At 52.7% G+C, this 13,579-nt stretch carries 15 protein-coding genes; 5 read left to right on the top strand and 10 right to left on the bottom strand.

The window, feature by feature from the left end; translation table 11 throughout:
- Positions 1-16: 16 nt before the first annotated feature.
- From PUV54_RS08220 to PUV54_RS08210, 3 genes are all read left to right on the top strand, one after another.
- Entirely contained in the window at positions 17-871 is an 855-nt protein-coding gene (locus PUV54_RS08220; RefSeq protein ID WP_274495150.1) for an alpha/beta fold hydrolase, read from the top strand.
- Between the two features lie 97 nt (positions 872-968).
- The gene (locus PUV54_RS08215; protein WP_420797949.1) at positions 969-1,469 is read left to right on the top strand and encodes a RidA family protein; all 501 of its coding nucleotides are present in this window, start codon (positions 969-971) and stop codon (positions 1,467-1,469) included.
- 10 nt (positions 1,470-1,479) lie between these two features.
- Positions 1,480-2,427 carry an MBL fold metallo-hydrolase gene (locus tag PUV54_RS08210; RefSeq protein ID WP_274495148.1) on the top strand — a complete coding sequence of 316 codons (948 nt, stop codon included), beginning with the start codon at positions 1,480-1,482 and terminating at the stop codon, positions 2,425-2,427.
- Here PUV54_RS08210 and PUV54_RS08205 read toward each other — a convergent pair.
- From PUV54_RS08205 to cysG, 6 genes are read right to left on the bottom strand one after another with little or no spacing between them, the layout of a single operon-like run.
- On the bottom strand, positions 2,420-3,184 hold the full coding sequence (locus tag PUV54_RS08205; protein ID WP_274495146.1) for a phosphoadenylyl-sulfate reductase: 765 nt from the start codon (positions 3,182-3,184) through the stop codon (positions 2,420-2,422). The two genes, PUV54_RS08210 and PUV54_RS08205, sit on opposite strands and share 8 nt — an antisense overlap.
- Before the next feature lie 13 nt (positions 3,185-3,197).
- Complete coding sequence (locus PUV54_RS08200) at positions 3,198-3,662, bottom strand: DUF934 domain-containing protein (RefSeq protein ID WP_274495145.1); 465 nt, start codon at positions 3,660-3,662, stop codon at positions 3,198-3,200.
- Positions 3,649-5,304 carry a nitrite/sulfite reductase gene (locus PUV54_RS08195; protein ID WP_274495143.1) on the bottom strand — a complete coding sequence of 552 codons (1,656 nt, stop codon included), beginning with the start codon at positions 5,302-5,304 and terminating at the stop codon, positions 3,649-3,651. Before PUV54_RS08195 ends, PUV54_RS08200 begins: the two co-directional genes overlap by 14 nt.
- Positions 5,304-5,915, bottom strand: coding sequence for a glutathione S-transferase family protein (locus tag PUV54_RS08190; protein ID WP_274495142.1), 612 nt, complete (start codon positions 5,913-5,915; stop codon positions 5,304-5,306). The genes PUV54_RS08195 and PUV54_RS08190 overlap by 1 nt, the downstream gene beginning before the upstream one ends.
- Positions 5,916-5,918: 3 nt before the next feature.
- Positions 5,919-6,197, bottom strand: coding sequence for a DUF2849 domain-containing protein (locus PUV54_RS08185; RefSeq protein ID WP_274495141.1), 279 nt, complete (start codon positions 6,195-6,197; stop codon positions 5,919-5,921).
- A complete protein-coding gene (gene cysG, locus PUV54_RS08180) occupies positions 6,194-7,597 on the bottom strand; it encodes a siroheme synthase CysG (protein WP_274495140.1) in 1,404 nt (467 codons plus the stop codon). The genes PUV54_RS08185 and cysG overlap by 4 nt, the downstream gene beginning before the upstream one ends.
- A gap of 260 nt (positions 7,598-7,857) precedes the next feature.
- Between cysG and gcvA the strand changes: the two genes are divergently transcribed.
- Positions 7,858-8,793 (top strand): transcriptional regulator GcvA, encoded by a 936-nt coding sequence (gene gcvA / locus PUV54_RS08175; RefSeq protein WP_274495139.1) that lies wholly within the window; start codon positions 7,858-7,860, stop codon positions 8,791-8,793.
- Positions 8,794-8,987: 194 nt separating this feature from the next.
- Here gcvA and PUV54_RS08170 read toward each other — a convergent pair whose 3' ends face one another.
- Both PUV54_RS08170 and PUV54_RS08165 read right to left on the bottom strand, forming a co-directional pair.
- The gene (locus PUV54_RS08170; RefSeq protein ID WP_274495138.1) at positions 8,988-9,425 is read right to left on the bottom strand and encodes an iron-sulfur cluster assembly scaffold protein; all 438 of its coding nucleotides are present in this window, start codon (positions 9,423-9,425) and stop codon (positions 8,988-8,990) included.
- Between the two features lie 21 nt (positions 9,426-9,446).
- Positions 9,447-10,145 carry a pirin family protein gene (locus tag PUV54_RS08165; RefSeq protein ID WP_274495137.1) on the bottom strand — a complete coding sequence of 233 codons (699 nt, stop codon included), beginning with the start codon at positions 10,143-10,145 and terminating at the stop codon, positions 9,447-9,449.
- Positions 10,146-10,491: 346 nt separating this feature from the next.
- Here PUV54_RS08165 and PUV54_RS08160 point away from each other — a divergent pair, with 346 nt between their 5' ends.
- A complete protein-coding gene (locus PUV54_RS08160) occupies positions 10,492-11,040 on the top strand; it encodes a hypothetical protein (RefSeq protein WP_274495136.1) in 549 nt (182 codons plus the stop codon).
- A gap of 62 nt (positions 11,041-11,102) precedes the next feature.
- Here the strand turns inward: PUV54_RS08160 and PUV54_RS08155 are convergent, their stop codons facing one another.
- Positions 11,103-12,137, bottom strand: coding sequence for a TIGR00341 family protein (locus tag PUV54_RS08155; RefSeq protein WP_274495135.1), 1,035 nt, complete (start codon positions 12,135-12,137; stop codon positions 11,103-11,105).
- A gap of 5 nt (positions 12,138-12,142) precedes the next feature.
- The gene (gene cysS, locus PUV54_RS08150; RefSeq protein ID WP_274495134.1) at positions 12,143-13,567 is read right to left on the bottom strand and encodes a cysteine--tRNA ligase; all 1,425 of its coding nucleotides are present in this window, start codon (positions 13,565-13,567) and stop codon (positions 12,143-12,145) included.
- Between the last annotated feature and the right edge of the window lie 12 nt (positions 13,568-13,579).

Raw genomic sequence — 13,579 nt, 5'->3', positions numbered from 1 at the left:
TTTATCTGAGGGCGCGATGCAAGAAACACAATCCGTTGAAATTCCGGTCGGCGATGGCTTGATCATGCGCGGCCAGCGTTATGAGGGTGGTGACAAAACTCCTGTGTTATGCATCCCAGGATTGACGCGAAATGCACGCGATTTTGAGGAGCTAGCCCCGCAGATTGCATCACTAGGTCATGATGTCATTGCCGTCTCTCTGCGCGGGCGCGCTGAGTCGGACTATGATCCGAACTATCGCAATTATCATCCCCTCACCTATCGCGATGATATATTGAAGGCGCTCGATACGCTTGGCCTCAAAGAGGCAATCTTTGTCGGCACGTCGCTGGGCGGCATCGTTACGATGCTGACGAATGTGGCGACCCCTAAACGAGTCAAAGCCGCGATCATTAACGACGTCGGTCCAGAGCTTGCGCAAGAAGGTCTCACTCGCATAGCTGGCTATGTCGGCGTTACAAAAGGACCAGCCGCCAACCTTGAGGAAGCCATCGAGCGTATTCGCGCCATCAACGAAGTTGCCTTTCCAGGCAAGGATCAAGAATTCTGGCGGACATTCGCGCGCCGAACTTTCCGGAAAACTGATCGCGGTGAATGGATTTTGAATTACGACCCGAATATTGCCCGGGCGCTGGCTGAAGTAGGGGCGGCCCCTGACCTCTGGCCAGCTTTTGAAAGCCTTAAAGATACGCCAACTTTAATTGTACGGGGCGGCATAAGCGATCTTCTTTCAGAGAAAATCATTGAGAAGATGCGCGGCGTCCATCCGTCATTTGACTATGTGGCCGTCCCCCAAGTGGGGCATGCGCCAACTATGAGCGAACCGGCGGCATGTGACGCCATCGCTACATTTTTAAACGCCCATGGCTAAGGACCGGCCCACAAAACAAGGAATCTTCGTTATGCGAACAAAAAGAATAGCCTTTTTCAGCATCCTTTCAGTGCTTTTCACCATTGCCACGCCGCAAATGTCATTTGCTGACGAAACTACAATGGCTACGGACATCTATGATCCCGAAGCGAGGCTGGAGGACTTGAATATAACCCTCCCCAAACCGCCAGAGCCTGTCGCGAATTATGTCAATGGTGTTAGAACTGGAAACTTGATTTTCCTCGCCGGCAAAGGCCCAAAACGCGCAGATGGCACCGAGCTTAGGGGGAAACTTGGCGCGGACCTGACAATTGAAGAAGGCTATGAGGGTGCACGGCTAACTGCAATTAATCAGCTTGCAGTGTTAAAGGAAATGCTAGGCGACCTGGATAAAGTCACTCAAGTCGTGAAAGTTTTAGGCATGGTCAATTCTGACCCCTCGTTCGTTGATCAACCAGCCGTCATCAATGGCTTTTCGGATTTGATTGTTGAAGTATTTGGTGATCGCGGCCGGCACGCTCGTGCAGCCGTTGGCATGGCTTCATTACCAAGAGGCCAGGCAGTTGAAATTGAGATGATTGTAGAAGTGCGTGATTAAGGGCATGAGCATGAATACACATAAAATAATACAACGTCTTGCTGCGCTAACCTGCATGCTGCTAGTAACGTCAGCAGCTACTGCACAGAGCAACCAGCTTGCGGATGGCGAGTTGCAATTTACATATTTTGGGGCCGCAGGTTGGGAAATTTCTGATGGTCAGGTTGTGGTGTTGGTGGACCCTTACATCTCAAGATTAAAATATACAGATCGTGGCGATACCGCCGACACCCGCCGCGCCTTTGCGCGAAACGACATTGCCGTTTCTGATGAAGCTTTAATCGATCAGACAATCACAAAGGCGGACTTTATTCTGGTTCACCATTCCCACTTTGATCACTTGGGAGACGTACCTTACATCGCGTCAAAAACAGGTGCTAAAGTTATTGGCACCGAAACCACGATTCAAATTCTAAAGGCATATGGAATTCCAGACGAGCAACTATACCCTGTAGGCGGAGGAGAGGACTATCAGTTTGAAAATTTTTCCATTCGAGTAGTGCCGTCCATTCACTCAGCCCTCAATGAAAAGCATTATTTCGACTCAAGGCGTTACGACCGCGACACAAAGTTGGACGCTCCCTTGCGCCTAAATCAATTTATAGAGGGTGGGTCGTTGATGTTTTTGGCCCGCTTTGACAGCCATACCGTCCTTACTATGGGCTCAATGAACTTTATTGAACGAGAGATGGAAGGCCTTAATCCAGATGTATTATTGGCCGGAATAAACGGTTCCAGGCTGGGGCTTTATAACTATGACGAGCGTCTTGTCGAATCGACAGGTCGCCCAAAGACTATCATTCCTACGCATTGGGACAGCTTCACGCTGCCTTACAGCTTTTCACAAGAGGAAAATGTGCGTGAGAAACTACTTCCCTTTAGAGATAAAGTTAAAACGATATCTCCAGAATCACGCGTTATAATTCCGACCCACCTCGAGCCGTTTGTAGTTAACTGACAGCCTGAGTAGGCGCTCGCCCATGGATACCGCATTCGGTTTTTGCGGCGCCGCGCCAGCGGCCCGCGCGTATGTCGTCGCCTGATGCTGCCGGGTGGGTGCATGGCCAACAACCGATCGAAGGATAGCCCTGCGCCGTCAGCGGGTGCGCCGGCAGGTCATTTTTTTCGAAATAGGCGTTGATATCTATCCTTGACCACCTGATCAGCGGATTGACCTTGATATGCGTAGCCGAAGCTTCAAACGCCGGCAGGTTAACGCGCCCGCCGCCATGAAACTGTTTGCGGCCAGTAATCCACGCGTCGAATTCTTCCAACGCAGGCGTGAGCGGTTCAACCTTTCGCAGCGTGCAACAGGCGTCTGCATCGCGTTTCCACAAATCCCCGGCAGGATCGCGCGCTTGCAGCACAGTTTCATTAGGACGAATATTACGCACATCTGTCAGGCCTAGCTTTTCCGCCAGCCTCTTTCGATAGCTAATTGTCTGCGCAAAGTGCTTGCCGGTTTCGAGGAATATTACGGGAACTGATTTGTCTACTTGCGACACTAGATGCAAGAGCGCCGCTGACTCCGCGCCAAAAGAAGAAACAAGAGCAATACGCCCCGGGAACTCTTCCTTGATAGCGACGCGTAAAATCTCAAGCGCATCGCCACCGGAGTATTTCATGGCCAACCGGCGAGCTCTTGCTTCGAGATCGTCATTGGCAAATGGCGCTAGTGCGCGCGCTGTATTTGACGCTGCGGCGATAACACTCATGAATACAATACCTTTACGCGGCTGCCGCCTGCGCAACACGGCAGCGCCAGACGGGTTCTTGGCCATCGGCCGCCTGTTGATAAGCGAAAGAAAAGTCTTTCAATGAGGCTTCTGCGCTGGCCACATCTGAGCCAGCAACTTCAAACGCGTTTATGCCACAGCGGACCATGAACAAAAGCTGATCACGCAAGATATCGCCGCGCGCCCTGATCTCACCTGTATAGCCGTATCGTTCACGCAAAAGCCTGGCTTGTGAGTATGCACGTCCATCTTTGAAGGATGGAAAACCGAGAATAATGACGCTGAACCCGTGAAGGTCACACTTTATGTCAGCAAGCGATGTGTCGTTACTAATCAGCAGCGCTGTTGCATCTGCATGACCCTGCGGATTCTCACGCCACTCGTCGAGAGTGACCTCCTCAAGCGGTTCCTCTAGTGCAGGGGTTAAGCGATCATGGTTAAGCTTAAGCAGCTTCATAAAGCGCCTCCTTGAATGGTTTCGCGCCAAGACGGCGATATGTATCGAGAAATCGTTCCTTTTCTTGACGCTTCTCCCGATAAACGCCGACCAGCTTCTCGACGGCATCGACAACTTGGTCCGATGAAAGGCCTCGCCCCGCGATCTCGCCTAACGATGCATCTTCAGCACCGGAACCACCGAGCGTAATTTGATAAAACTCCTCGCCTTTCTTATCGACGCCGAGAATGCCGATATGACCGACATGGTGGTGCCCGCAAGCGTTGATGCAGCCTGAGATTTTAATCTTCAGCTCACCCATTTCTTCCTGTCTGTCGAGATCGGCGAAGCGTTCGGAAATTCGCTGCGCGATTGGAATCGAACGCGTGTTCGCCAAGGTGCAGTAGTCAAGCCCCGGGCAGGCGATGATATCACTCACAAGACCGATATTTGCGGTTGCTAGTTCGGCCGCCATTAGCTGCAACCAGACCTTAAAAAGATCGTCTTTTTTGATATGCGGCAGCACAAGATTTTGTTCGTGAGTCGCTCGGATTTCGTCGAAAGAAAATTCTTCGGCAATGTTGGCGACAGTTTCCATCTGCACATCGGTGATGTCGCCAGGCACACCGCCGATTGGCTTCAAAGATATGTTTACGATGGCGTAACCGGGGATTTTATGGGCGGACGTATTGGTTCGCACCCAACGCGCAAAATCAGAATTCTCAAGCTTTTTCGCTTCAAGCGCTTCGCTTGTGTCCGGCAATGCTTCAAAGCTGGGTGGTGAGAAATAAGCGTTTATTCGTTTCATTTCCTCAGGCGGTAAATCAACGCCCGAGTCTTTTATTTGCGACCACTCGTCTTCTACGAGCTGTGAAAAATTTTCCGCACCTTCAGCGTTGACAAGAATTTTAATACGCGCCTTGTAAAGATTGTCGCGGCGCCCCTGCAGGTTATAAACCCGCAGGATCGCTTCGAGATAAGAAAGCAGATGTTGCTTCGGCAGGAATTCGCGGATCGTATGGCCGACATAAGGCGTGCGCCCAAGACCGCCGCCGACAATCACTTCAAATCCGGTTTTTCCGCTGCTGTTCTTATAAAGGCGCAAGCCGATGTCATGGACCTTCACCGCCGCCCGATCATGTTCTGACGCTGTCACGGCAATCTTGAACTTGCGTGGGAGGAATGAAAACTCCGGGTGAAATGTCGACCACTGACGGATCATCTCTGCATATGGGCGCGGATCCTCGACTTCATCCACTGCGGCGCCAGCATATTGGTCCGAGGTTACATTGCGTATGCAATTGCCGGACGTCTGGATCGCATGCATCTCGGCTTCGGCGAGATCATCAAGCAAATCGGGCACATCGACCAGCGCAGGCCAGTTATACTGAATATTCTGACGCGTTGTGAAATGGCCGTAGCCACGATCATATTTACGCGCCACATAGGCCAGTTTGCGCATTTGTTTTGACGAAAATGTTCCGTAGGGGATCGCGACGCGAAGCATGTAAGCATGAAGCTGCAAATATAGACCGTTCATTAACCGCAATGGCTTGAACTGGTCTTCAGTCAATTCACCGGAAAGGCGCCGTCCTACCTGGCCGCGAAACTGCGCGACACGCTCGGCGACCAGAGTCGCGTCAAATTCATCGTACCGATACATTACGCGGCCTCCACTTGATCAATGAGAAGATCGCGTTCGACCCGCGCCACCCACTGGCGAATCGCTGGAAATTCGGAGAGTTCAAAACCGCCCTCATGGGCGACGCGCGTATACGCGACTAGCGCAATATCAGCGACCGTCAGCACATCACCCACAAGGTAGTTCGCGCCTTGCAAAGCCAGTTCCATCTGACCAAGCGCACGGCGGCCCTTTGTCAGCAATTGCGGGTCGAGTTCTTCATCGGCTTTCCCAAGGAAGGACTTTTGAAATCGGCGCACGGCGATGCATGGCTCATGAGAATATTGTTCCCAGAACAGCCACTCATCTACTTTCGCACGTGTATAAAGGTCAGAAGGCAAGAGCGCGCTGTTGTTCAGACCTGCGAGGTACACAATGATCGCATTCGATTGCGTCAACACGCGTCCATCTGAAAGAATGACGGCTGGAACCTGCCCTGAGGGATTAAGCGCCAGAAATTCCTCGGTGCGAGTCGTGCCGGATAGTACGTCCACATCGATCCATTCATAATCTACGCCGAGATGTTCCGCCGTCCATTTGACTTTCAGGCAGTTTCCGCTGCGCTTATCACCGTAAATCCTGAGCTTGCCCATTTTTCAGACCTCCGTCCGACCAAGGTCTTCGCGTACTGTTGGTCCTTTGCGGCGGATAGATTCGCGCAAGGTCTCGCGCCCCGCCAAGCCTCCATTATCGTCTACGTCAACAAGATAAGCATCGGTGATTTCTTTCACGCGCAATTGCACGGCGGCGAGAACAGGATTGATGTCTGCATCGAAAAATTTCGCCGCCGCGGATTGCATTAATGTCCACCGATCGTCGTCACCGAGATAAACAACGGCGCCGTCTTCAAGACGATTTGCAGTTATGATCTTCATGCGACCAGCCTTTCCTGTCCGCTAAGCATTGTCAGGGTTTCACCGTCGGCAAGCGCCGCAACTTCACCGACGACAAGAAGCGCGGGTCCTTTAACGCCGCCCGCCTTGATCAGATCATCAAGTTCGCAAAGCGTTCCTTTAAGAACTTTTTGGTTGCTTCGCGTGCCGTTTTCGATGACGGCGACAGGCGTCGAAGCCGCCCGCCCATGCTCAATTAACTTCGCTGATATCAACGCCGCTTTCGAAACACCCATGTAAACGACGAGCGTATTTTTGAGCGCCGATAGCGCCGGCCAATCAAGGTCGGGATCGGCTTCGCCCTTTGCATGGCCGGTCACAAAAGTCACAGCTTGAGCGAAGTCGCGATGGGTTAAAGCCATATTGGCGCTGGCGGCGCATCCGGTCGCGGCGGTAACGCCAGGGCAGACATGGGAAGGGATGGAGGCGTTTTGGAGCGCTTGGAGCTCCTCGCCGCCGCGACCGAATACGAACGGATCGCCGCCTTTAAGACGGACAACCATTTTTCCTTCGCGCGCGAACGCAATCATGCGCGCTTCAATTTCCTCTTGTGGAACGGCATGATTTGATTTCGCTTTGCCAACATAGAAGCGCTCAGCATCACGGCGCGCCAGCGATAGAATTTCGTCACTGACAAGACGATCGTAAAGAATGACGTCAGCCTGCTGTAACAAACGCAATGCCTTGATAGTCAGTAATTCTGGATCGCCTGGCCCGGCGCCGACAATATGCACAACGCCGACTTCTTGCTCGGTCTGCGAACGATTAATAAGCGCCAGCATTTGTTCATGGGCGCCCCATTCATCCCCAGAAAGAATCTGGGCCGCAATAGGACTATCGAAAAACTTTTCCCAGAACGCTCGTCGCTGTTGGGCAGGTATTCGCGCCCTAACGGACGCACGATACTTTGCCGCAAACTCCGCAAGTTCGCCTAATCGAGAGGGCAGCAAAGCCTCGATATTCTGGCGCAGCTTCTTGCCGAGCACGGGCGCGGCTCCGTTCGTAGAGATTGAAACAGTCACTTGGCCGCGATCAATAATTGACGGTGTGGTGAAATCGCAAAGTTCAGGGCGGTCCACCACGTTGAGAAGCACGCCGCCCATTCGGGCGACATCCGCCCAACGCCTTGCGTCTGATTCGTCAACATCGGCGATAAACACGATTACGGAGGCTTCGATATCGGCCACCGCCGGCTCGCGTTTGATCAGCCGTGCGCGAGCATCAAGTTCTTCACGCACCTCGCTGGCGAATTCCGGGGCAATGACCGTCAGATCCGCGCCAGCCGCCAGGACTAGCCGCGCTTTCGCTAGCGCGCCGGGGCCGCCGCCAATGATCAAAACCGGGCGGCTGCGGAGACTAATATAGGCTGGGAACTGTTCCATTTAGTTTTTCTAATTCAATTCGAGCGTAGAAAGGGATGGTTTTAATGCTGCACACAAGCTATGTGGCCTTAAGACTGTCTACAAACTAATATTTCTGGGTACTTTGTTAGGAATTCTTCGCACCCGTATTAAAATAGCACTTTTCTTATAAAATAGGTTTACTGATGCTAATTTCACGAATTAGTGACTTGCGGATTCTTTTCATAGCTATAGAAAACCTAAACTGAATTGTGCTTTGTTCTGGAGAGAGGGCCTTAAAAATGAAGCAGATACCTCCTTTAAATGCGTTGCGAGTATTTGAAGCCGCCGCAAGGCACTTAAGTTTCACTAAAGCAGCAGATGAACTGCATGTGACCCCGGGAGCGGTCAGCCAACAAATCAAGGCGCTTGAGGACTTTTTACAAACTCCTGTCTTCCGCCGTCACAAGCGGGCGCTTCTCCTGACCGATGAAGCACAAGCGAGCCTGCCTATTCTTCGGGAGGGCTTCGATAAGCTGGCGGAGGCCGGACAAATTCTCGCCAAGAAGGCGGACGCCGGGCGGCTCACCGTTTCTGTGGCGCCGTCTTTTGCTTCCAAATGGCTGGTGCCGCGCCTCGACAAATTTCAGGAACTCCATCCTGATATCGATGTCTGGGTCTCTGCCGACATGAACGTCGTTGATTTCGCCGTAGACGACGTCGATATCGCCATCCGTTATGGCGGCGGCAAGTATGACGGGCTCGTCACCGAACACTTAATGGCGGAAAAAATCGTGCCAGTGTGCAGCCCCCAGCTTCTTACGGGCGAGACGCCGCTGAAGACGCCGGAAGACTTGAAACACCACACGCTTCTTCACGACTCTTCGACGGAAAAAGATCCCGGTTGCCCGACATGGCCCATGTGGCTGAAAGCTGCTGGCGTTTGCCACAAGCAAGGCGAAAGAGGTTTGAAGTTCAATCAATCGAGCCTTGTCATCGAGGCAGCAGTGGCGGGCAAGGGTGTTGCGCTCGCCAAAGCGGCGCTGGCGCTCGCAGATCTTGAGGCTGCGCGGCTTGTTATTCCGTTTGACCTTACGACGCCTACGGAATTTTCATACTACGTGGTCCATCCGCCGTCGAAGTCATCTTCCGCGGCTGTAAAAGCCTTTAAGCAGTGGGTTCTGGAAGAAGCTGCCGAAAGCATTGGCGCATCAGAGGCGCAGGAAGCCGCAGCATAATTTTATGCAGAAATATAGCGCCCCACGCTCGGGGGCTGGAGCGTGAGGCGCTTGAAGCGGCCCTTAGGCGGGGGGAGAGAGAAACGGGCCGCTCGATTCTTTTAGGACATAGAAATCATCTAAGTCGCATCAAGGCGGCGGGAGATGACAAACACGTTAGGGTCATCAAAGACTGGGCTTAGCCGGTGCGGCGTTCAGCCGCCCGCTTTCGCAATTTGATCCAGACAATCGCAGACTGCTTCAAAAACCAGCAGCGTCGACGTATGCCGTTGCGGGTAGTCGCGAATAGGCTGCAGCATGGCAAGGTCAAGCCAGCGCTCACCTATCGGCGGCTTGCCATCGCCTTTCAACATCGCCCGCATTTGATCTCTCAGCGCATAAAGCTCATCCGGCGTTACACCGATAATATTACGTGCAAGTATGGAAGCCGAGGCTTGGCCAAGTGCGCAAGCCCTGGCCTCCATACCGATCTGCGAAACAGCGCCGTTTTCGAGCGATAAATCCACCGTCACTTCCGACCCACAAACGCGGCTAACCTTCGTCGCGGATGCCTGCGGGTTTTCAAGCCGGCGCGCCGGCGGGATCGCCGCCGCCGCATCCAGCAGGTCGTTCGTATAAAGCTCACTCAGCATGACGCCTTATGTGGCGCCTTTTTACGCCAAATCAAAGAGCAGGATTTCAGCGTCTGCGAGCGCCTTGAATGAAATCGCGTTCTCGTTTTCAATCTTAGCGCCATCTCCAGCCTGCATGATTGACCCCTCCGGCAACTCAATGGCGCCACGGGCAACCTGTAGCCAACCGGCCCTGCCAGTATTGAAGTTATGCGTGATGCGCTCATCCTCCTTGATCAGCGAGGCGTAAAGGTCGGCATCTTGCCTGATCTGGAAAGAGCCATTGCGACCATCATTTGAAGCGATCAACGCCAGCCCCCCCTGACGTGCATCGCCTATCTTGCGTTCCTCATATCGCGGTTCTGCGCCGCGCGTGTTGGGCGTGATCCATATCTGATAAAGATGCACTGGCTCTGTGTCCGATGCATTGAATTCAGAATGGGTGACGCCTGTACCGGCCGACATATACTGCACTATACCGGGCGTAATCACGCCGCCACCTCCTGTTGAGTCCTGGTGTGCAAGCGTACCTTCAAGTACGTAGGTGATGATTTCCATATTATCATGAGGGTGAGTCGGAAAACCCGCGCCCGGATTGATCCGGTCTTCATTCATCACCCGCAGGCTGCGAAACCCCATATGGTCGGGGTGATAATAGTTTGCGAAAGAGAATGTGTGGCGCGCATCCAGCCAACCATGATTGGCGTGGCCACGGTCAACATTTTTTCTGATGGTAATCATAAAAATCCTCCAGGCCCTGTGACCTGATAACTCAGATTCGGGCATTAACGCCGTACAATGGCGGCATAAGTTTTACGAGATTACTCGGATATCTGGTGGCTTTGTGCTTCGAAGAAAAGAGCGCAAGGTTCACGAAAAAGAGAGCTTTTACCGCCTGAGGCCAACGCTTCACCGAATGTCCCGTTGCGGTTTCAAACTTACACGATCAAATTCCAAAACACGCGAGGGCGAGCCAAAGTTGCGTAGCGTTAAAACGCCCCCAAGGGCACAAAATAGACAACCGCGCGCTCTCAAACCAACGGCTTCATAAAAAGCCAACTACGAACTGGAAAGAAAAGGAACCGACATGTCTTTTATTAAAACTTCTGAGAACAGCTTTTTAAAGTCCGCCAAAACACTGCTCATCGCAAGCGGCGCCTTGTTCGCTGTGGCAGGCGCCGCGCCTTCAGCCAGCGCTTCCGGTCTCGACAACATCACGGTCAATGGCTTCAATTTTGATTTCGATAGCGAAGACTTTCTCCAACGCCTGATCGAAATGGATAACGATGATGTTGCTGAAATGCGCGCTGAGTTTGAGGAAGCGCGCGCAGAGATTCGTGACGCTATCGGAGAAATCGGCGACGCCCGGGCAGAAGCTGCAAAATCTGATGACGCAAAGAAAATTCTCGCCGTCGCCATGAGCGAAGCGAGCGAACAAGTGCAAGAGACGGTTCAGTCTGCATTTAATGAAGTGCGTGCCGAACTTGACCGGGCGGAAAGCGAGCTCGGCGATCGCAGAGCAGACGTCGGTGAAGCAGAATTTGCTGAGACCTCGGATATTATCGCCTTCTTACGTTCTGAGCTCGTGGAATTTGAAGTTGCGATTGGCGAGCTCGTTTCAGCGATGAAGGCTTAAACAGAAGTGATCTAAACGATGGTTGGCTGGCAGAAGCCAGCCAACCACCAACTATTCAGCAGTTATGATTGCTCGCCTACTGGTAATAAATTTTGCACTTCCGGCATCGTTCCAACAGGAGCAAAAATAATTATTGAGATTAGGATTAAGAGTAAGACGATTAATATGACCAAATTAATCTTCAGCGCGCGTCCTGCTTGTTTTTGTTCTAACCATGTTCTTGGGCGCACACCCTTATAAAAATAGACGCATTGCGCAGCGAGCATGACGCAAACAACATTCACTGTCAGCAACAGCAACGAGCGCGCCAGATACTCAATCTCACCTGCGCCCAGGAAAATTCCTGCCGCTGCGGCCGGGGGCAGCAAAGCCACAGCCACCATGACACCAACAAGCGCAGCAGAAACACCTGTCACGATTGACAGCGCCGCAGCAACGCCAGCCGCCAGAGCTAAAACTACGGAATCGAGCCCTGCTACCGTTCTATTCATTAGTTCATGACTGTCAGTGTTCGCCCCTAGCAACACACCCATTGCTGCTGCAACAACGAACCCCAAGAACAATCCTGCTATAGCATTTCTGCCGGACCTTATTAGCAGCTTGCGATCACCCAGAGCGACACCCAAGGAAACAGCAAGAATCGGACCCAACAGCGGCGCAATCACCATTGCTCCAATAACAGCGGCTATATTATCCGCGTGCAGGCCTAACGCCGCCACAAGCGTTGACGCTAACGTCAACACGAAGAAATCTGAGTTTAAAGACGCCCCCTTTGCCACGTCGTCATAAATCTCTTCTCGTAACGCGCGCTTTTCCTTTCGTTCTGCTTCTTCGTTTTTCTCTTCCTCTTGTTCTGGCTGAGGGGCTGTCGCCTCGACAGGCAAGACGAGAATTCTCCAATTTTCATCCGATTCACAAATGTGCTGCAATTCATCGACTAAAGACTGAGCCCCATGCTCAATAAAAAAAGCCCGCAAGACTAGGCAGTCGTCTTCCTTATCCTCTGTGAATCTGAAATGGGTAGGCTCGCTTTCCTCGACAGCTCTTTTTACGTCATCTTTCTTTTCAGCGGGAAATACGGCTTCAATCAATCGCATAGCGACTAAGACCTCCGCCAAGTCGCGCCGTCGGGTCCGTCTTCGATGACAATACCCTGCTCGGTGAGCTGATCGCGAATCTCGTCAGCTCGAGCGAAGTTTTTCGCCTTGCGTGCGTCGGCGCGTTCAATCAGCAGTGCATCGATTTCCCTCGGTGAAGGCCCGGTTACCCCAGTTCCTTTCGATGTAAACGGCTCCAATGTCATGCTGGCCTTTCCGGCAATTTTTCGACCTGCCCAAACCTCCGGGTCTTCATAAAAGAAGCCAAGCAGCCGTCCAGCATTGCGCAATCGAGTTATCGCATTGTCGCGCGCTTCATCTTCCATCTGACTGGCGATGTCCCGCAATTCATGCAGACCCGCATAGGCCTCAGGCGTATTCAAATCATCACCAAGCGCCAGCACGATACTTTCCGGCGGCGCGCCGGTTTCATTTGTGAATTCGATTTCTTCAAGCAGCCGATAAAAACGGTCGAGTTGTTTTTTGGACTGCTTCAGCAACTCTTCTGTCCACTCAAGCGGCTGGCGGTAATGCGCAGAAAGAAGCGCCCATCTCAAGATCTCACCGTGCCACCCCTTCAACAGGTCATGGGCGAGCACAACATTGCCGAGTGATTTCGACATCTTGTCGCTCCCCATACGTAGGAATCCGTTATGCATCCAGTACCGCGCGAGCGGCGCACCTTCATGGACGCACGCGGCTTGCGCGATTTCGTTTTCGTGATGAGGAAAGCGCAGATCTTGCCCGCCGCCGTGGATATCGATTGTGCGGCCGAGTTTCGCTTCGATCATTACCGAACACTCTGTATGCCAGCCCGGCCGGCCGCGCCCCCAGGGACTGTCCCATCCAGGCTCTGTTTCGTTCGAGGGTTTCCACAAGACAAAATCCGCCGGACTTTTTTTGTAGGGCGCAACCTCAACACGAGCTCCGGCAATCATCTCGTCGCGATCAACACCTGAGAGCGCGCCGTATTTTTCATATTGATCGACAGCGAAAAGCACATGGCCTTCCGCTTCATAAGCAGCGCCTTTATGGATTAGCATTTCGATCATGGCGACCATTTCCGCCACATGGCCGGTCGCTTCAGGTTCAATAGTCGGGGCAAGCACGCCAAGGGCGCTCATATCCTCACGATAGATGTCGGCGAATTTCTTCGTGATAGCACTGATTGGCTCGCCGGTTTCTTGTGAGGCTTTGATGATTTTGTCGTCAATGTCGGTGATGTTACGAGCATAGACCACGTGACCATCGCCGTAGTGATAACGCAGCACGCGATAAAGCAGATCAAACGCCACCGCCGCGCGCGCATTGCCGATATGGGCGTAATTATAGACGGTTGGACCGCAGACATACATGGTCACCCGCTTCGGATCAGCGGGCTCGAAAACACGCTTTTCGCGCGCCATGGTGTCGTAAATCGTCAGCGGCATCAGATCGGCCCT

Origin of the sequence: Hyphococcus flavus (assembly GCF_028748065.1) — a bacterium.
Lineage (GTDB): Bacteria > Pseudomonadota > Alphaproteobacteria > Caulobacterales > Parvularculaceae > Hyphococcus > Hyphococcus flavus.
This window is presented reverse-complemented; position numbering and strand designations above follow the sequence as displayed.